16 protein-coding genes and 1 tRNA gene are annotated in these 18,377 nt (G+C 64.2%); 6 read left to right on the forward strand and 11 right to left on the reverse strand.

The genetic code is table 11. The features are described from left to right. Positions 1-185 precede the first annotated feature (185 nt). Positions 186-258: transfer RNA gene (locus RE421_RS04880), tRNA-Ala, on the forward strand. A 73-nt stretch (positions 259-331) separates the two neighbouring features. Next, positions 332-1,915: a tyrosine-type recombinase/integrase gene (locus RE421_RS04885; protein WP_309815225.1), complete on the forward strand. Its 1,584-nt coding sequence runs from the start codon at positions 332-334 to the stop codon at positions 1,913-1,915. Positions 1,916-1,987: 72 nt separating this feature from the next. Here the strand turns inward: RE421_RS04885 and RE421_RS04890 are convergent, their stop codons facing one another. The 5 genes from RE421_RS04890 to RE421_RS04910 form a co-directional block, all read right to left on the reverse strand. Further along, positions 1,988-2,362: a hypothetical protein gene (locus RE421_RS04890; protein WP_309815228.1), complete on the reverse strand. Its 375-nt coding sequence runs from the start codon at positions 2,360-2,362 to the stop codon at positions 1,988-1,990. A gap of 11 nt (positions 2,363-2,373) precedes the next feature. After that, the gene (locus tag RE421_RS04895) at positions 2,374-3,876 is read right to left on the reverse strand and encodes a hypothetical protein (protein ID WP_309815231.1); all 1,503 of its coding nucleotides are present in this window, start codon (positions 3,874-3,876) and stop codon (positions 2,374-2,376) included. Then, positions 3,873-5,135 (reverse strand): hypothetical protein, encoded by a 1,263-nt coding sequence (locus RE421_RS04900; RefSeq protein ID WP_309815234.1) that lies wholly within the window; start codon positions 5,133-5,135, stop codon positions 3,873-3,875. The genes RE421_RS04895 and RE421_RS04900 overlap by 4 nt, the downstream gene beginning before the upstream one ends. A 95-nt stretch (positions 5,136-5,230) precedes the next feature. After that, positions 5,231-5,593, reverse strand: a complete 363-nt coding sequence (locus RE421_RS04905; protein ID WP_309815238.1) for a hypothetical protein — start codon at positions 5,591-5,593, stop codon at positions 5,231-5,233. 162 nt (positions 5,594-5,755) lie between these two features. Then, complete coding sequence (locus tag RE421_RS04910) at positions 5,756-5,920, reverse strand: hypothetical protein (RefSeq protein ID WP_309815241.1); 165 nt, start codon at positions 5,918-5,920, stop codon at positions 5,756-5,758. Between the two features lie 547 nt (positions 5,921-6,467). On the opposite strand from RE421_RS04910, the gene RE421_RS04915 reads away from it, so the two are divergent. Continuing rightward, complete coding sequence (locus RE421_RS04915) at positions 6,468-6,626, forward strand: hypothetical protein (protein WP_309815244.1); 159 nt, start codon at positions 6,468-6,470, stop codon at positions 6,624-6,626. 466 nt (positions 6,627-7,092) lie between these two features. Here the strand turns inward: RE421_RS04915 and RE421_RS04920 are convergent, their stop codons facing one another. From RE421_RS04920 to RE421_RS04930, 3 genes are all read right to left on the reverse strand, one after another. Next, positions 7,093-9,228 (reverse strand): replication initiator, encoded by a 2,136-nt coding sequence (locus RE421_RS04920; protein ID WP_309815247.1) that lies wholly within the window; start codon positions 9,226-9,228, stop codon positions 7,093-7,095. Between the two features lie 341 nt (positions 9,229-9,569). Further along, on the reverse strand, positions 9,570-10,625 hold the full coding sequence (locus RE421_RS04925) for a 2-oxoglutarate and iron-dependent oxygenase domain-containing protein (protein ID WP_309815250.1): 1,056 nt from the start codon (positions 10,623-10,625) through the stop codon (positions 9,570-9,572). 74 nt (positions 10,626-10,699) lie between these two features. After that, entirely contained in the window at positions 10,700-11,653 is a 954-nt protein-coding gene (locus tag RE421_RS04930; RefSeq protein WP_309815253.1) for a haloacid dehalogenase, read from the reverse strand. Positions 11,654-11,744: 91 nt separating this feature from the next. On the opposite strand from RE421_RS04930, the gene RE421_RS04935 reads away from it, so the two are divergent. Next, a complete protein-coding gene (locus tag RE421_RS04935; RefSeq protein WP_309815257.1) occupies positions 11,745-12,395 on the forward strand; it encodes a LytR C-terminal domain-containing protein in 651 nt (216 codons plus the stop codon). Between the two features lie 21 nt (positions 12,396-12,416). Here RE421_RS04935 and RE421_RS04940 read toward each other — a convergent pair whose 3' ends face one another. Then, complete coding sequence (locus RE421_RS04940) at positions 12,417-13,985, reverse strand: SLC13 family permease (RefSeq protein ID WP_309815260.1); 1,569 nt, start codon at positions 13,983-13,985, stop codon at positions 12,417-12,419. Positions 13,986-14,206: 221 nt separating this feature from the next. On the opposite strand from RE421_RS04940, the gene RE421_RS04945 reads away from it, so the two are divergent. Beyond that, positions 14,207-15,256, forward strand: a complete 1,050-nt coding sequence (locus tag RE421_RS04945; protein ID WP_309815263.1) for a LysR substrate-binding domain-containing protein — start codon at positions 14,207-14,209, stop codon at positions 15,254-15,256. After that, a complete protein-coding gene (locus RE421_RS04950; protein WP_309815268.1) occupies positions 15,253-16,356 on the forward strand; it encodes an enolase C-terminal domain-like protein in 1,104 nt (367 codons plus the stop codon). Before RE421_RS04945 ends, RE421_RS04950 begins: the two co-directional genes overlap by 4 nt. Positions 16,357-16,472: 116 nt before the next feature. Here the strand turns inward: RE421_RS04950 and RE421_RS04955 are convergent, their stop codons facing one another. Both RE421_RS04955 and RE421_RS04960 read right to left on the reverse strand, forming a co-directional pair. Continuing rightward, positions 16,473-17,516 (reverse strand): hypothetical protein, encoded by a 1,044-nt coding sequence (locus tag RE421_RS04955; RefSeq protein WP_309815271.1) that lies wholly within the window; start codon positions 17,514-17,516, stop codon positions 16,473-16,475. 167 nt (positions 17,517-17,683) lie between these two features. Continuing rightward, positions 17,684-18,322, reverse strand: coding sequence for a hypothetical protein (locus tag RE421_RS04960; protein WP_309815274.1), 639 nt, complete (start codon positions 18,320-18,322; stop codon positions 17,684-17,686). Between the last annotated feature and the right edge of the window lie 55 nt (positions 18,323-18,377).

The following is an 18,377-nucleotide window of genomic DNA, read 5'->3' on the forward strand; positions in this document are numbered from 1 at the left end:
GGCCACACGGCCAACCGCTGAAGTGTCTCATGTTTGCAACCGCAATACCAGTTGGATTGTCGACAATAGGGCAAAAATGCCCCGTCAGTCGGGGATTAACACGGCGACATCGAGGTGGATTCGGAGGGAGGGCGGTGGCGGGAGTATGCTGGCGAGGCGCCTTCCGGCGGTGACCGGTGGGTCGAGGGGCCTTAGCTCAGTTGGTAGAGCGTTTCGTTCGCAATGAAAAGGTCAGGGGTTCGATTCCCCTAGGCTCCACAAAACCCCCCAAAACCGCGTAATCTAGCGGTTTATTACTTCATCGCAGTTGAGTTTGTAGTTGAGTGTGGTTATGGCGAACTCCACCGGCAAACGAAAGCCGAAAATGCAGCCCAACGGGGCGGGCACTCTCATACAGATTCAATCCCCCTATGGTCCTCGGTGGCGGGCAGTCTCCACCGTCGAAATCGGCGGCAAGGCCGTAAGGGTCAGCGGCGAGGGGGTCACACCGTCCCAGGCCTATCAGCGGCGGGCAAAGAACATCGAACGGCGGCACCAGGCGAACACAGCCGGGGGCGGGGAGACCGTCAAGGCGCGGAAGACACCAGAACTCACAGCGCGGACCATGTTCAGACGGTGGCTAGACGAAATCGACGCGGACCCGGACCTAGCGGACAACGCTAAAAAGCAGTATCGGAACAACCTCGAACTACATGTAATCCCCCATCTCGGGGACGAGGCGGCGGCGTCACTGAACAAAGAAGCGATGCGCGACCATTTCTCCAAGACGCTCCCCAACAAGGTTTATAACCCCAGGGCACCAGATAAGCGCCTCGGGGCAGGTGTCATGAGAAATATCCACAAGAACACAAAGCGGGCTCTTACATGGGCCGTCAGTGAGGGGCTCATCTCTACGAACCCCATGACGACGGTCAAGGCCCCCAAGGTGCGGCGGTCTCCCGTCACTATCGACCAGGACACCCCCCGGCGGATACTGGCACATCTGGCGGACTATCCGACGCAGGAAGAACTGCGCTGGCTGCTGGCGTTCATGGGACTGCGGCAGAGTGAAGCGCTCGGGCTCACATGGGACAAGATTGACCGGTTTGCCGGGCGCATCACCATAGACCAGCAACTCGGACGGAAGGAGACCTTCCACGGCTGCGGGCATAGAACGGGTAAGAAGTTCCCATGCGGCAAAGCGAGTGCCTCAGCATGTCCCCAGACCATCGGGACACCCGGCTGGGAAATCAAAGACGGCGCGAAATCAGAAGCCGGGGACAGGGCTATTCCCATGACCCCAAACATGAAAAAACTCTTCCAGAAGCACAGCGCGGAGCAGCAGACCAAGAAGAGCCGGAAAGACTGGAAGCCCCTAGACGGCCTAGATAATCTAGTTTTCACCACGGACAGCGGGGAGCCACGAAAGCACAACCCCGACACGGCCCAGTGGCGAAAACTGCTTACCGCTGTCGGTCTTCCGTATCAACGGGGGCATATTTCACGGCATACGACGGCGACGCTATTGGCGAGAATGAAACCCGAAGTCCCCATCGGGATTGTCCAGGAAATCCTCGGTCACAACAGCGCCGCGATGAGTGAATATTATACCCACCGGGGGTATGAGTCTCAGCGGGAGCCGCTAGAAGCGCTAGAAAATGTTATGCGGCAGCCCATCACTTACCAGGAAGTAAAGAAGACCTCAGACGAAATCGGCGAGAATCTCCAAGAGGTCTATCAACACTTCACCGATGAGGAACGGGCGCGGACTTCTCGGGAGAACCTCGGGGCCGACGAGAAGAGCCAGATGGACAAACTGTTCAGGGCTCACCATGAACGGAAACAGTTTCTACTAGACAACCCCGACCAGGACGAGGAACTACGACAAACGCGCGCGAGACTATCTCAGAACCGGGGTAGTCAGAGCAAGGCATAAAAGGAGGCCCCCGCCGGGAAGTAGGAACGGCGGGGGCCTCGGTCTTTTATATCGGCACATTGGCCGACGAACTCACACGCCGGGGCAGTTTCCATTCTCCCTAGCCATTGCGACGACGGTAGAGTCGGAATCTTTCAGCAGTTCAGAGAGCGGAAAGCGGTCAGTTCTCGGGTTCATAGCCAGGGCCATACGGACATCACGCTCACCATCACGGACCAGGCGCTTAGACCACTTGGACACATCAGAGCGGGAAGCCATAGCCGTCCGAACATCAGTAGCGGGATACTCTGCGCATTGTCCTAGAACATCATCGGGTGTATAGGGCGAGCGGGCGGCGTCTAAGGCGTCATAGGCGTCCATCTCTACGGCGAACCGGGCCCAGTCATTATCACTGAACTCCGTGAAGTTGTAGTTATGGGTGGTGGTTGGGAAATATGAAACAGTCATTGTCTTACCTTTCAGAGTTGATTATCAGGGTTGGCGGCGTCAGCCTTGGCGAGGCGTAGGGCCTCGGATTCAGCGTTAGCCCATTCCGCTTCCGCAAGGTCGGCGGCGGCTTGTTTCTCTATCTCCGCGATAGTCGGAGCAGAGGACAGGACAGAGGCAATAGCGGGGCCGGGCAAATGGTAGGACTTACCGAACGAGGGCTTACCCATACCGGTCATAGCGAAAGTTCCGACGGTCGAGGACCGACCAGATTCCAGCAACTTCCCCCGGATAAGGTCAGGGCGGACAACATCTTCACTTTCGAACCCGATATACAGGGCCTCTTGTGTGCTGTTCATCTTGAAACCGACGGCGATATCGAAGCAGTTATCTCGGACTTGGGTCGAGAGAATGTCACTTTTGAAAGTCTGCGACGAGAAGATAACGCCGATTCCCAGCGAGCGAGCAACAGACAGGACCCCGTATAAACGGCCCATAGCCTCCATGCGTTGCGAGCCGTCGAAACCGCCCATGATTGCGCCCAGTTCGTCCCATACCCAGAGCAGGAAAGGACCATCATCGACGGGATTCCAGGCGGTAGAGAGGCGGTCTTCACCGGTCATCTTGTTTCGTTCAAGAATCTCCGCGCGGCGCACGCGTTCCTGCTCCAAATATTTGAGTTGCGCCCAGAAATCCTTGGGCGTTGTCCCGAACTTCTGAACATAGGGACGGAATGCACCGAACTCGGAGCCCTTCCCATCGAGGACCATCAACTCAATAGAGGGACACAGAACGGCTTGCGCCATCTGCTGATTGATGATGGACGATTTACCAGAGCCAGAGGCCCCGGCGGTCATCTGTCGAACGGCGCCCAGGTCAGTCATGAACAAGGGCAGACGGAACGGGGAACCATCAGCAGAGACACCGACAGTCAGCCAGTGATAAGGGTTGTTCCGTTCGTCCTCGGTCATGTGCAGCACAGGGGCGTCATAGCCGTCTAGAACCTCATCGAGCGGCGAAGCCCAGCAGAACAGAACCAACACGCGGCCGTCTCCGGCATCATCGTCCGGCTGGTGGATTGTCTCTTTCAAGCCCAGCGCGGCGCGGAACTTGGCAAAGGTCTTGATTACCTGTTCATCGTCGAAGCCCGGCGGCGTCGAGAACTGGACAGCGGCAACATCATCAGAGCGCCACTCAATCGAGAAGAAACGGCGCGCGTCGAGGTCTTTCCACAGATTATCTGTCATAGCGGAAGCAATGACGCGGGACACCTTGAAACGCCAGCGCGCTACTTTCCAACGACGCCAGAACTTCCAGAAAGCGGCGGCAGAGCCAGCCACCAGAAGCGCAGCCACCCACCATAGTTCCCGGTTGTTCAGAGCCACCAGCACAAACAGCACGGCGAGAGCGGCGAAGGCGTGGAGGGGGAACCGCCAGCATGCGCGAAGCGTCCAACCAATCACGCGGAACGGCAACAGAACCAGGAAGCCAGTAACGGAGTTGTCGGCCCTCTTCTCTACGGCGACGGCGCTCATCGTTCAGCCCTCTCACTCAGCAGGGCGGAAGCCTCTTCAAAGGTCACGAAAGTCCAGGCCTGCTTAGGACCGGCGGGGATATAGCAGCCGTCCTCATTATTTGGACAGACCAGAGAGTGGGTCAGCAGCGGGCGGCCACCAATCTCTACGGCGGCATGCGGGTCACCGGTAAAAACGGGGGCTTGTCCCTGTGCCTCAAACCAGGAGCCGAACAGATTGGGCGTCGTGCGGGACCAGGAGGCCTTGACCTCTTCAACCGGTGTCGGCTCACTCTCTACGGCCTCGGACAGGACAGGCGCGAGGGCGGCATCTGCGACCGTCTCACCTTCCAGCGCGGGGGCCTCTACTGCGGCTTTTGACGAGGAGGAGGGGGCCGGGGCCTCGGGGGAGGTGGCGGAGGTTCTTACGGCAGTTGTCGAGGCGGTTGCCTTGGGTTCCCGGTCTTCCGAAGCAGAGGGAGCCGGGTTGTGTCCGGGGCCCTCGGTAGCGTTTCCAGGGGTGTCCCAGTGACCCAGGGTTTTCAGGACCTTCCCGGGCAACTGGTCAGAAGGCGTCATGGGCGAAGCAGTCCAGCCGGGGCGCTGTTCAGTAACCCAAAGCACCAGAGAACCAGAGCGGCCCAAACGCGTCCCCGTGTTGTTTCCAGCACCGGCGGCAACAGTGACCGTAGTAATACCGTGGTCGGAATCCATGACAACGGAATCGTTGGTCTTGACGGTGCGGTCAGTCTTAGCCTCGGAGCCGTCCAGCATCAGAGCGGTGTATGTTTCGCAATCCTCGGCATCTACGAACGAGGCAACGGCATCGGAGGCGGCGGAGGTCGTCCCAAAATCAACAGCGGCAAGGAAGACAGAGTCTTTCCCCTGTTCTTTCCAGGCAGCGGCACCAGACTTTGCGGCAGCAAGGTCAATCCCACACTCATCACTGGCGAATAGACCGGCGTTGGTGGTTCCTTCCAGTGCATCGAGCGAGACAGGGGCGGAATCAGGCAGAGCAGCAGAAACAGCGGCCGCGAGGTCAGCAGAGGCATAACGGGCATCGAGCGGGGCAGGCAAGTCACCGATACCGCCAGAAGTGGCAGAAAGTTCAGAAATATCAATGGTGGGCATCGAGGCCGAAGGCGTCGGGGTGGGCTTCACCCCCTCGGACAGTGCGGCGGTCATCGTTCCGATGATTGCGAGCGGGGTAACGAGGGAGACAACAGCACCGGCAGCGATAAGCGCCTTGGTGGTGCGGGTCATTTTCTTATTGTTTTTCATGGGGTCCTACTTCCAGGAGAGATTTTTTAGGTATATGAGGGAGCGAGCGGGGCACCAGGTAAGCGAGAAATAACCGGGCACCCCGCCCACAGGGGTCAGGCAGCAGCGGGGCGAGCCGGTGCAGCGTTGGCGGGCACGATGGAACCGCGAGCAATCACAGAGACAGCCACGCGGCCGGTCCCCTGTGCGACATACGGAGTTGCGAGCAACGAACCATCTACGCGGTATTCAGTGCGGGCCTTCAACACAGGAGCGGTAGCGGCGGCAACCTTCACGCGGAGGGATTCAACCTCTTCACCGATAATCAACTCGGCATCGAAGTTCCACAGAGGGAGACCAGTCTCAATATCAACAGACTGGTTTTCTTCACGCTTGCCATCGTTGTATCCGAAAACTTCACGAACCTCAGGCTTAGAGCCAATGAACAAGCGGGCGGAGGAATCAAGGGGGAAACGCATTTTACTACTTCCTAACTTATTGGTGGATATTTCTTGGGAGAGATTTTCTCTCTTGCTTATATCTATCGGTCTTCTTCTAATAATCATTGCAGTATTTCGAGAATCAAACGTAACGATTGTGTAACGGGACCTAGACCTTGTAGCAGTCAAGGCGTATAAGCCCTACCGGGTAGGGTCGGCGGCTTCTGCGAACGAGGACGAAAGGCCCACGGCAGAGGCGTCCGCAAAGGTGTTCAAGGCTTCAAATCCAAAGCCACAGACAACGAGGACAGGCAAGGCCCAGATAGCAATTGCGACGAGCGAGGCTGACAGGTTCATGGTGTTCATTTCGGGTTCCTACTCCCTAAATGGAGGGCTGTTCCCTCCGTGTGCTGTATTCCTAACGGGACAGAACTTGGGAAGTAAAAAACGGCATGAAAAAGCCCCCGGGGGAGTTCCGGGGGCTCTCTCAGTGCGTGTCAATCAGGTAGCGAACTTATCAAGAAGGACACGAGAAACACGCGACGCGGCAGCATCATCGTCCGTATTTATTACCAGGCAGTAATCGGCATCGCGGTGCCAGCCACGCCCATCAGACGGCGAGAATCGAAGCGCGAGCACAGCGGGAACACACAGATTTGTGAGAACATTTACAACCTCTGATGGGCTGGCAATCAAATAAAGGTCGATACTTTCGTATCCTTCACCGCTAACCTGACGCAAAGGCGAGATTTCTACATATGTATGCAATGTATATGTATATGTATGAATATTCATTACTTCCTACTTTCCATCTGTGGGGGCCGTTCCCCCGGCGTAAGCAGTTCCTAACGGGGCAAACATCAGGAAGTAAAAACACGGTTATCATGTCCGGGCGTCGGCATAGTCTTCGAGCATGAACGAACTCACCACAGACGATTTGCTGGTTATTGCCAACGCCCTACGGACAGAAAAAGCAGAGGCGGCAGACTTACTTACACGCGGATTCGGGCATCAACGGACAGTGGAGTATTTAGACGAACTCATCGAGAAGGTAGAGCACATCATCGGATAGCCAGTGCTAGCAGTGTGATGCCTCCGGCGGGCCTACCGGCGGTCCGGCAGCGGCCGGGGCGCTCATCTGTCGCTATCGCTCCATCTGAAACTTGGCCCAAAGGTTCATCGGTATATCGACGGCCGTAGGACGGAACCAACAGAGGCGAGTAATTGCAGGGGCTACGCCCAGTTAGCAGCAGGTGGCGCGGGCCTCGGGAGAGGTGGCCTAATTTTCACTACCGACCAAGGCCGGGGCCGGTCGCTTCGCTCCCTTACCCCCGGCTAGCCGCCCTACGGGCGGCCCGCTTCCAGCCCGTCGGGGGCTACGGCTCCGCCTGCGTCGCTCCGCGCCGCTACGCCCTTGCCCTCCGGTCCTCCATCGGCCCTACTCCGTGCGGCCGTGGGTGGTTTCAGTCCTAATCCGGTCTATTTCGGACATGACAAAAGAGGGGCAGGGCCCCTATCTTGCACGGTTCTACGGTGTTCTAGCCTTTCAAGGCCTGCGCGAGCCATTCGGAGCGAGAAACCCCAGCCAAATCCGCGCGCCGCTTCTGCTCAGCCGGTAACACTACTTCCCGGTCTTCCAGTTCAGACGGCAACCAGGGGCGACCCGCTTCCCAATCTCCCGGCCCATCAAGCAGCCCTTGCACACCAGGCGGCGGAGCACCCCACAGGCCGGGGATTCTGTCTTTGACGAGCAGTAAGAGCGCTAGATGCTCATCACCGCGTGCGGGGTCTTGTGCGGCCCAATCACGAACGCGGGCAACATCGGCCATGCGGTCGGGATTGAGTTCATACTCATACTGAGTATCAGCGTCAGCCGGGCCGTTTTCATTCTCCATATACTCAGACATTTCCCGCCGCAAGTCAGCGAGGGAACACCCCCAGCGACTTACCGCCGTCATCGAACCGGTAAATCCAGAGTTGTCTAGCGCCCGGTTGAAACGGATAGTCAGCCCCCGGCTGGCGCGAGCCTCAGCAGGGAGAAGAGCGGCTTTACTTACTGCGCCCTCCGAGGTAGGCAAAAAGTCGAGCATATGGGAGTTTTCCCGGCGAGCGTGGGAAATCATCGGGAAGAGTGTTTCCCATTCCTCGTCGTCGGTCATATCGTTGTCCCCGCTTACCTTGTCAAGAAACATGCGACTAAGGAAAGACTTATGAGTTGAGTCCGGGGCAGACATATAGCGAGCGGCGGCGGCGCGGGCATCGTCCTTGTTGTAGTAGGTTCCCAGATTGGTCCGCGCGTCGATATCTGCACTGGTCAGGAACACGCGGTCGATGATGGGTTGTCGGCGCGGGTTCTTCATTGCTTCGAGGGCGGCAGCGAGGTCCTTACGGGCGGCGGACAGTTCGTCAGGCTCCGGGGCGGGGGTGTTCTCTACTTCAGTTAGGTGGCGTTTTGCGGCGCTGGTAATTGCTTCAAGGGCAACCCGGTCCAGGGTCAGTATCCCGGCGGCTACTCTCATGCGGCGCAGGTGGAGGCGCTTCGGCCCGGTGGTTTCTTTTATTCCACTGTGGCTAGTTGCCTGCTGGTTCTTCGTCAGATACTTCGAGAGGTATCCGGCGGCCTGTTGGAATCCGTTTTGTTCGTCTTCCCCGTCAAGGCTTCGGCCCGGCTTTACTTCTTCCAGGTCATAGTTTTCCCCAAAGGTAGTAGCGGGCACGAGTTTTCCACCCTTCCAGCGAGCGAGCGGGATAGCGCGAGAGGCCTTGTAGGGGCGGTGTTCTCCCGACTTATCCACGAACAGGCGAGCGCCGAATTGCTTCCAGCGATTGGCGATTACATCAGAGTGATACCAGGTCAGGCGGTCATCGGGGATTAGAGCCGTTGGCAGGTGGTCGGCCCAGCCAGTTTGCAAGTTCGTCTTGAAATGCTCAAACGCGGCATTATGACCACGGACAACAATCAGTGTGTGTGTATGGAGGGAGCCGCGCCGTTGTCGTTCAAAGACGGTAAAGAGACCTAGGGCGGCATCAGGGACACCAGCAGAGCGAGCGAGGTAGCGGAGTCGGCGCGTCATGCTTTTCAGTAGGGCAGGCAGGTTCTCCGACCAGATAACTTCTTTCTCGTAGTTGTATGTGGCGGGGGTCACAGGCGTCCCGGCTATCGAGTCGTCCCATCGGTGAGTTTTCCGGCATGGACACTGTTTTTTCTTCGCTTTGGCAGTAGCAAGTAAGGCGGCGTCCCGCTTAGCCGGGTGCAGGTTCCGGGCCTTGTATGCGTCCTTGGCGGTAATGGTGGCGAGATGAACGCGGCCAAAAGACGGGGCGGTGTTGGTCAGCAATAGAACGCGCGTATCAGCGGCGGGAACTTGTTCAAACCCTCTAATAATCTGGCGCTGGCGGAGGCGCTGGACGAACTCAGCACACGATGGGCATTTATGGGCGGTGGCAGAACCGCAGGGGAGGCGTAATTCATCGACTTCCCCCGTCGAGGGGTTCAAGCGATTCAAAAAGACAGGGCGAACACACAACAACGCGCGGGAGAGGGCGGGCAGTCCGGCGGCGTCGGCGGGGTCAAGGCCTTGCGCGGTGGCAGCCTCAACAAAGTCAGGGTTATCCAGCCAGGAGAGGCGGAAATCTAAGCGGAGGTCTTCGGGGAGTTCATCGAGGGAGAGCACGGGGCAGGACTTTCAAGAGCGGCGGGCAAGGGCGCGGCGCTGGTCTTCGAAAGTTCTGCTGTGTGTATGCCTAGATGCTTATGTGTGTGTCTCTATCGGCAGCCGATAAGCGGCGGCGGGTAGTGTTATCTATATCGGCCGAAACGGGTCCGCTCAGTTGAGTTTCTAGTTGAGTGTGACTCCATGCGGGACAAAAACCGCGTAAATAAAGGGAAGTAGCGGGGGTGGTTGCATTCCCCTAGGCTCCACCGCAGGTTCTGCAAGCGTCAGGCCCCCTGCTTCCCGTCAACATTACGGGGAGCAGGGGGCCTGTTGCGTGCGGGCCGCTGGGCGGGCTGTGGTTACTTCCCCGCCAGCTCCGGGTGGAACTTCGCGGTGACCTGCGGGTGCGCGCGGACGAAGCCCTTGAGCATGTTGGATCCGAAGGACGCGAGCATGGGATTGTCCGGGTCGTCGGAGACGCCGCGGGCGTCGGCGGCCAGCTCGGCCGGCAGCTGGACCGGCTCGATCACGGCGTCCAGGCGCGGGGAGTAGAAGAACGGCACGGAGTAGCGGTCCACGCCCTCGTCCGGGGCCTTGGCGCGGTGGATGGTGGCCATCAGGTAACCGTCCGTGGCCACCTCGAGCATCTCGCCGAGGTTCACCACGAGCGCCCCGTGGATCGGCTCCACGGGCAGCCACTCGTCCTGGCCGTAGGGGCGCACCTCGAGTCCACCGACCATGTCCTGCAGCAGCAGGGTGATGAAGCCGTAGTCGGCGTGCAGGCCCACGCCCTGGGTGCCGGCCTCCTTCACGCCGCCCACGTAGTGGGCGAGCTTGGCCATCCACGCGCGATCACCCGTGAAGGCCTCGGAGAAGTGGTCCTCCTTCAGCCCGATGGACACGCACAGGGCCTTGAGCAGGTCCTCACCCACCCGGTCCATCAGCGCGGTCCACGCCATGGCGGTGGCTTCCAGCTCCGGCATGTCCGCCGGCCACTGGTTCGGTCCCTGCAGGTGCCAGTACTCCTTGCCGGCGGAGATCTGACCGGCCGGGGCCGGGGCGCGCTCGGGGGAGAAGTCGATCTGCTCGCGGGAGTCCGGGCGGCCCTGGGTGCGCTCGGCGCCCACCGAGGAGTAGCCGCGGTAGTGCGGGGAGTTCTGGTTGTGCAGCGCCAGCTTCTCCTCCTCCGGCCGGGCGAAGAACTCGGCGCTCACCCGGAACAGCTCGTCCACCTGGCCGTCGGCGGCGCCGTAGTTGACGATCTGGAAGAAACCCACGTGGTGGGCCGCGTGCCGCAGCCGGTCCAGGAAGTGCGGGGCGAAGGAGCCGTCCGCCGCGCGCATGGTGGCCAGGTCCAGCACCGGGATGTCCAGCCCTGCCGGGCTGGCCGCGGAGTCAGAGATCGCAGAAGTCATGGAACCAGTCAACGACGCCGGCCCCCGCCACCGCGCGCAGGTTGCGTTGCGCTACCCCGGGTGACGGGAATCCGTCATCTCGTGGCCTCCGGGGAGCCGTTGGTGTTTAATACCCACTCCAGCAGCGCCTGACCGGCGGCCTCGTGCCGGGCCTGGGGCGTGCCGAAGCCGCGGGCGGCCAGGTCCTCCCCGGTCAGAACGGGATACGGGGTCTCGGGGACGCCGTCCTCGTGGCGGACGTCCACGTGGGTCACCCGGTTCCCGTGGGCGTGCAGCCACTCGGCCATGGCGTAATCGGTGCGGGAGTCCCCGCACGTGAACCACTGCACCGGCAACTCCCCGTCTGCGGCCACCCGGTCCCAGCCCCGGGCCGCGCCGAGGTCCTTGCCGCTCGAGGCGTGCTCCACATCCGAGGAGATGATGGTCGAGTCCAGCTGGAACCCCACGCCGTCCTCCGCCCCGGCGCCGGAGGCGGTGAGCAGCTTCGAGACGTCCGCCTCGAAGCGGGACTGGGCCTCGCGGTAGCGCTCCGGGGCCTCGCCGACGTTCATCTCCGCGGAGAACATGGCCAGCTTCGTGTCGTCGTAGAACATGGTGTCCGTGTAGTCCTCCAGCAACCGGGTCAGGCGGGACTCGAGGTCCGCCGGAAGCCGCATGCCGGCGTCGACCTCCACCCAGCCCGGCACCGAGGTGCCGCGCGTGGCCGGGGGCAGGCCGCCGTCGTGCGCGTGGTCCCCGGCGGGGGAGGGGGACCGGGAGGCGAAGGAGGCGAAGGAGAACTGCACCGCGCCCTTCTCGCAGACCGCGTGGAAGCGGGCGTCGGCGGGGAGCCCGGCGGCGAGCAGCGGTGCGGCGAGCTGCTGCAGGATGAAGTCGGCGGACCGGCCGGTGTTGAACACCACCGGGATGCCGCGGCCGGCCAGCTGGACGAGGGCCGTCAGGATGCCCTCGGGGACCCGCCGGGTCTCGGGGGAGGCAATGGGGCCGTCCACGTCCAGGAGCAGTCCCACGGGGGGAAGGGTGCGCATGGTCCCAGCCTATGCGCGGTGGGTGCCGGCGCCGCGGTGTTCGCCTAGTGTGGTGAGCACCACTGTCCGCTCGCGCCGAAGGGGGTCCTCAGTGCCCAGCCCGCAGGATGCCAACCCGCGCCGCGAGGCGGACGGCCGGCGCATCTTCACGGAGAACGACCTCGGCCGCTACTTCGGCGCGGTGGACCCTCGGGTCCTGGCCCGGGACCGGCGCCGGCGCCACCGCAGGCACGCCATCGCCCTGGTGCTGGTGGCCCTGGTGGTGGTGGCCACGGCCGTCACGGCGCTGCAGGTGCTGCGCGGGGAGTGGACCATCCCCGGCTGGGAGGCGGCCCCGCCGGCGGAGCCGATCCTCTGCCCCGCCGGGGACGTGGCGTTCTCGAAGGAGTCCACCGTCACCGTCTACAACGGCACCACCATCGGTGGGCTCGCGGGGGACGTGGCCAACGCCCTCGAGGAGCGGGACTTCATCATCGGCGGGGTGGGGAACCAGGGGTTCACCACGTCCAACATGGTGGCCGTCGTCATCTCCGGCGCCGCCGGCCGGGAGACCTCCCTGGCCGTCCAGCGCAGTATCGAGGGATCGGTCTACCTGCCGGATGATCGGGAGGATGACACGGTACACATCATCATGGGCACCAAGTACTCCGGACTGGTCCCGGAGGACGAGGTGTCCACGGAGCCGGGGCCGCTGGACTGCCAGCGGCTGCAGACCGAGGCCCCGGCGGCGGCGCGGGGCTGACCCGCCGCCGGGCGCAGGGGCTCAGGCTCCCAGACCGCCGGGGAACACCAGCGGCACCAGCGTGTACATCACGAGCATAATCAACCCGAGCGAGATCAGGTTGAGCCACACGCCGGCGCGCACCATCTGCTTGATGGAGACCTCGCCCGAGCCGAAGGCCACGGCGTTGGACGGGGTGGCCACGGGCAGCATGTAGGCGGAGCAGACGGCCAGGGTCACGGCGATCGTCATGAACAGCGGATCCATGCCCAGCCCCACGGCCACGGCGCCGAAGATCGGGAAGAAGGCGGCCGCCGTCGCGGTGTTGGAGGTCAGCTCGGTCAGGGCCAGGCCCACCACGATCACGATGAGGATGACCACCCAGGCGGGCACCCCCTGCAGGGCGCCGACCTGGTTGCCCAGCCACTCGGAGAAGCCGGTGGCGGTGAACATGGCGGACAGGGACAGGCCACCGCCGAACAGCAGCAGCAGGCCCCAGGGGATCTCCTTGGCGGCGGACCAGCGCAGCAGTGGAGCGCCGTTGGAGTCCGCGGAGCGCTTCTGGGCCGGGACCAGGAAGCAGGCGATGGCGGCGGCCATGGCCACCTGGGTGTCCGAGATGGAGCCGAGGAACGGCAGGGCGCCGGCGACCGCGGGGATGTCCGCGATGAAGGGGACGAAGACCCAGAAGAAGATCGCGACCAGGAAGATCAGGCCCACCCGGCGCTCCGGGGTGGTGAGGCGGCCCAGCTTGGCCAGCTCGTCCTTGATCATCTGCCTGCCGCCCGGGATCTCGGAGACCTCGGCGCGGAACACGAGCTTGGTCAGCACCAGCCAGGCGATGCCGATCATCACGATGGCCCAGGGCACGCCCACGAGCATCCACTGGCCGAACTGCAGGTCGTAGCCGTGGGACTCGAGCAGGTAGGCCTTCATCAGGGCCATCGGCGGCTGGCCGATCAGGGTGGCCGTGGAGCCGATGGTCACGCCGTAGGCCACGCCCAGCAGCATCGAGGCGGCGAACTTCCTGCCGGCCGCCGCCGGGTCCACGGAGCGGACCAGCTGCAGGATGGACACGGCGATCGGCACCATGATGACGGCGGTGGCGGTGTTGGAGACCCAGGCGGAGATGAAGGCCGAGGCGGCCATCAGCCCGAGGACGATCTGCGCCGGCTTGGTGCCGATCGTCCGGATGGTCAGCAGGGCCACGCGCAGGTGCAGGTTCGACTTCTCGGTGGCCAGGCCGAGGATGACGCCGCCCATGACGAGGAACACCACGGAGTTGGCGTAGGGGGCGGCCACCTCCTCCATGGTGCCCATCCCGAACAGCGGGAACAGCACCAGCGGCAGCAGGGAGGTCACGGGGATGGGGGCGGCCTCGGTCATCCACCAGATCGCCATCCAGAGGGCGCAGCCGGCCACGGCGCGGCCCTCGAAGGACAACGACGTCGGCAGCACGAGTGCCAGCACCAGGCCGGCTGCCGGCCCCAGGGCCAGCAGCCACCAGTTGCGCTTGCCGCCGGAGTCCAGGGCGTCGCCCTGCTGCTGGGGGTGCTGCCCGGCGTCGGGGCCCGGCTGCGGCGCGGAGGCCTCGGTCGTGGACTGTGTCATCTCATGGATCCTTGGGTGGTTCTGAAGGTGTGAGTCACCACACCGTACGTTGACCAATCCTGGGACAGAAGTACACATTCAGCCCTGATTGAGATGCCCAGGATACTAATGTGGTCGGAACCGGTCTTTCCCTGGTGAGGCAGGTCATCCCTACGCTGGACCGGAGCGACCGGGCGGCGCCGTGTGCCTCCCCCGTGACGGTGGTCGGTGACGCGCCGGGGATGACTTCAGAGAGGGGGACGGCGACCGTGGACCTGCGCCAGATGCGGTACTTCGTGGCGGTGGCCGAGGAGCGGCACTTCGGGCGGGCCGCCGAGCGGCTCCACATGGCCCAGCCGCCCCTGTCCCAACAGATCAAGCAGCTGGAGACGACCCTCGGCACCCGGCTCTTCGAGCGCACCACCCGCCGCGTGGACCTCACCGACGCCGGGCAGCTCATGCTGGAGCGGGCCCGCCAGATCCTGGCCGACGTCGACGCCTTGGCGCACGACGTCAAGGAGGTCGGCGACGGCGCGGCCGGGGTGCTGCGCGTCGGCTTCGTGGGCTCGGCCACCTACCGGGTCATGCCGGCGCTGGTGCAGCTGACGCGGCGCGAGCTGCCCGGGGTCCGGCTGCACGTGATGGGGGAGATGCTCACGCCGCAGATCGAGCAGGGCCTGCTGGAGAACCGGCTGGACGCCGCCGTGCTGCGCCCGCCGGTGCAGTCATCGGAGCTGCTGCTGGACACCCTCGAGGGGGACAGCCTGGTCGTGGCCCTGCCCGCGCACCACCGACTGGCCGCCGGCGGTGATCCCGTGTCCCTCGCCGAACTCGCGGGGGAGGAGTTCGTGGGCTACCCGCAGGGATCCGCCGTCGCGACCATCACCTCGGAGGCCTGCCGCGCCGCGGGATTCCGCCCGCGCGTGGTGCAGGAGGCCACGGAGACCTCCACCCTGCTGGCCTTCGTCGGGGCCGGCATGGGCCTGGCCCTGGTGCCCGACGGCGCCCGGCGGGCCGCCGCATCCCCGGTCACCTACCGGGAGCTCCTCGGTGCCCCCACGGTGGGCCTGGCCGTCGCGTGGAAGCGGGACAGCCGCTCCGCCCTCATCCCGCCCTTCCGCGCCCTCGTCCACCGCGTCGTGGACGAGGTCAGGCACGGCCCCGCCACCCCCACCCCTACCCCCGAGGCGCAAAGTGACGCCACCCCCGCCGAAGTGACGCCTCCCGGTCACTCTGTGCCCATCCCGACCGCCCCGACCAGAACGAACCCAGCCCCCCAGGAGCGCCCATGAAGATCACCGGCATCGAAGCCATCCCGTACGCCATCCCGTACCACCACCCACTGAAGTTCGCCTCCGGCTCCGTGGAGACCGCCGACCACGTGCTGGTGAAGGTCCACACGGATGAGGGGGTCACCGGAGTGGCCGATGCCCCGCCGCGGCCCTACACCTACGGGGAGACGCAGGTGTCCATCAAGAACGTGGTGGAGGAGATCTTCGCCCCGCAGGTCATCGGCCTGGACCCGTTCGACCGCGAGAAGGTCCACGCCGTGATGCGCCGGACCATCAACAACCAGGTCGCCAAGGGCACCCTGGACATCGCCCTGTGGGACCTGGCCGGCAAGGCGCTGGGCCGGCCGGTGCACCAGCTGCTGGGCGGCTGGACCGACTCGATGCGGGTCTCCCACATGCTCGGGTTCAAGCCGGCCCAGGAGCTGCTGGAGGAGGCGCTGCGGTTCGGTGAGGAGTACGGCATCACCACCTTCAAGCTCAAGGTCGGCCGCCGCCCGCTGTCCCTGGACATCGAGGCCTGCCGCGTGCTGCGAGAGGGGCTCGGCGAGGACGTCGAGCTCTACCTGGACGCCAACCGCGGCTGGACCGCCAACGAGGCCATGCAGGTGCTGCAGCAGACCGAGGGCCTCGGGCTGACCCTGCTGGAGGAGCCCTGCGACGCCAAGGAGGCGATGAGCCGGCGCCGGCTGGTGGAGAAGTCGCCCATCCCCGTGGTGGGGGACGAGTCCGTGCCCACGGCCGGCGACGCCTCCCGCGAGCTACTCTCGGGCGGGTGCAACGCGATCTGCATCAAGACCGCCCGCTCCGGCTTCACCGAGGCCACCGAGATCCTGGGGCTGTGCACCGGTCTCGGGGTGGACGTGACCATGGGCAACCAGATCGACACCCAGGTCGGCTCGCTGGCCACCGTGACCTTCGGCGCGGCGCACGAGGCCACCTCCCGCCGGGCCGGGGAGCTGTCCAACTTCCTGGACATGTCCGATGACCTGCTCGCCGACCCGATCGCCATCGTGGACGGCCGGATCTCCGTGCGTGATCTCCCCGGCGTCGGCGCCGAGATCAACGAGGACAAGCTGGCCCGGTACCGCACCGATCACTGACCCTCCAGGCGCACAGTGACTTCGCCCCCGTCGACGTGACGGGGCGGAGTCACTTGGTGCCCAGGCCGCCCGGCGGCCAGTTTGGCGGTCCACCCGGCGTCTGGCGCCCGGGCCGGTCAGGCAGACCAGCGGATCGAGGCCCGACGGCGGCGCGGCACCCGGTTGCGGACCAGCAGTTCCGCGAACCGCTGGGGATCGGACGCGTCGAACCAGTCCCACCGGACGAACCGGTGGCCGCGCTCGCGCAGGGCGTCCTCACGCCGCTTCTCCCGACGCAGTGACTCAGCGGGGTCGGTGCCGTCGGCTGCGTACTTGCCCCAGCCGTCGGATTCACCGATCAGGTCCAGCTCCTCCCACCAGAAGTCGACCCGGTAGTCCACTCCGTCGGCGCCGGTCAGGTGGACCTGGAGCCGTGGCAGCTCGAAGCCCAGCTCGATCATCCGGGCGCGGCTCAGGGATTCCCCGGGTGACTCGCTGAGGTGGGTGGAGTGCCGGAGCACACGGTCCAGGACGGCGCGTCCGGCCGCACCGGTGGGGCCTGCGGCCGAGCCGCGGGTCAACTGCTCCAGGCCCGTCCGGCTGCACCTGATTCCCTCCCGGTTGCGTCCGGACAGCAGGGCGTCGGTGATCATCAGCGCATCGCAGAAGCCGAGGTCCCTCAGGGTGTCCACCAGGTGCTCACCGAGGTGCACGCTGCGCAAGGAGGTGTGGACGCCGGGCCACAGCGGCTCATCCAGGCCGAACGGCGGTTCCCGGAAGACATTGCGGGTCCGGTGGATGAAGGGCAGGCCGTCCGCATGACGCAGGTGTGCCTCGTGGTACCCGGGCATGGTGGTCTGCAGGCCGGCCCGAGACGCGGTGGAGGTGACGACCTCCACCGCGGCCGGCGTCCCGGCGAGGGGCATCCCCTGCAGCAGCAGGGCGGTGGCTCCGGTGAAGACCGGCTGGTGCAGGCGACCCGCGACGGCCTTGACGGTGGTCATGAATCGTTGCTCCGAGGTGGCCCCGAGCCAGACCCCGGTGTCCACGTAGGAGCCGTGGCGCACCCGGACCAGGTCTCCTGCCGCGAAGGCACGGCCCAGGGATTTCCGGGACCGGCCGCCGTCGTTCCCGGGGGTCAGCAGGGGCGGGGGGGTGAACCGCTCCTTCAAGGCATCCATGTACCCCAGCATCCCAGCGGGACGTGCCCGTCCGGCGCGGTCATCCACAGGCTGTGGATACCTCGGGCAGTCGCCGGAGGATGGCGAAGCACGGAGTGACGGACCTGCGTCACAACGGTGGGGGCAGCGTCACTTTGCGCCTCGACGGGGTTGCGCCCGTCAGGGGGTCAGGACTCGTTGACGAGCGGCCGGATCCCGCACAGGCGCATGGCCTGGCCGTAGGTCTCGACCATCTGGTCCTCGAGCTCCTCCGGCGTGAACTTCTTGTTGGCGCTCTGGGCGTGCAGGGCGGGCACGGCGAAGACCTTGATGGCCTTGTCCGTCAGCACCGTGCCGCCGATGGTGGCGGAGAAGGCCTTGACCAGCTTCTGGGCCTCCCCGCCGTGGGCCATGATCGTCACCACGCGGGGGGTGCGCTTGAGGAAGCGGTTGAAGGGCTTGATGCCGCTGGTGATCCGGTCCTTGGTGAGGTTCAGGGCGTAGTCCTCCTGGGTCCACGGGTGGACCGTCCAGGGGATGGTGTGCTTCGGGTCCAGGCCGGCCGAGGAGAAGACGCGGAGCAGGCGTTCGGAGGCGTCGTCGTCGTTCTCGTGGGAGAGGAAGCCGGAGGCGGTGCCGGGGCCGGGTGCGGGCGTGAGCACGAGGATGCGTGCCCCGTCCACGTCGTAGAAGGGGTCCACGTAGGGCACGGAGCCCTTGTCAGCGGTCCCCAGGGAGTCGCAGAGCTGGGTGATCGGGGCGATGTTCTCGTCGTGGAGGCGTTCTTGGCAGTCGGAGGCGTAGTCAGGGTCGGACATCTGGCGCATGGGTGCTGTCCCTCAGTGTTGATGTGTGGTGCTCCGGCCGGATCGTGCCGGCGCG

Source organism: Citricoccus sp. I39-566, from assembly GCF_031432995.1.
Lineage (GTDB): Bacteria > Actinomycetota > Actinomycetes > Actinomycetales > Micrococcaceae > Citricoccus > Citricoccus nitrophenolicus_A.

Coding starts and splice junctions, on each gene's coding strand:
- RE421_RS04885 (WP_309815225.1), top strand. CDS start 332: ATGGCGAACTCCACCGGCAAACGAAAGCCGAAAATGCAGCCCAACGGG.
- RE421_RS04890 (WP_309815228.1), bottom strand. CDS start 2,362: ATGACTGTTTCATATTTCCCAACCACCACCCATAACTACAACTTCACG.
- RE421_RS04895 (WP_309815231.1), bottom strand. CDS start 3,876: ATGAGCGCCGTCGCCGTAGAGAAGAGGGCCGACAACTCCGTTACTGGC.
- RE421_RS04900 (WP_309815234.1), bottom strand. CDS start 5,135: ATGAAAAACAATAAGAAAATGACCCGCACCACCAAGGCGCTTATCGCT.
- RE421_RS04905 (WP_309815238.1), bottom strand. CDS start 5,593: ATGCGTTTCCCCCTTGATTCCTCCGCCCGCTTGTTCATTGGCTCTAAG.
- RE421_RS04910 (WP_309815241.1), bottom strand. CDS start 5,920: ATGAACACCATGAACCTGTCAGCCTCGCTCGTCGCAATTGCTATCTGG.
- RE421_RS04915 (WP_309815244.1), top strand. CDS start 6,468: ATGAACGAACTCACCACAGACGATTTGCTGGTTATTGCCAACGCCCTA.
- RE421_RS04925 (WP_309815250.1), bottom strand. CDS start 10,625: ATGACTTCTGCGATCTCTGACTCCGCGGCCAGCCCGGCAGGGCTGGAC.
- RE421_RS04930 (WP_309815253.1), bottom strand. CDS start 11,653: ATGCGCACCCTTCCCCCCGTGGGACTGCTCCTGGACGTGGACGGCCCC.
- RE421_RS04940 (WP_309815260.1), bottom strand. CDS start 13,985: ATGACACAGTCCACGACCGAGGCCTCCGCGCCGCAGCCGGGCCCCGAC.
- RE421_RS04945 (WP_309815263.1), top strand. CDS start 14,207: ATGACTTCAGAGAGGGGGACGGCGACCGTGGACCTGCGCCAGATGCGG.
- RE421_RS04950 (WP_309815268.1), top strand. CDS start 15,253: ATGAAGATCACCGGCATCGAAGCCATCCCGTACGCCATCCCGTACCAC.
- RE421_RS04955 (WP_309815271.1), bottom strand. CDS start 17,516: ATGGATGCCTTGAAGGAGCGGTTCACCCCCCCGCCCCTGCTGACCCCC.
- RE421_RS04960 (WP_309815274.1), bottom strand. CDS start 18,322: ATGCGCCAGATGTCCGACCCTGACTACGCCTCCGACTGCCAAGAACGC.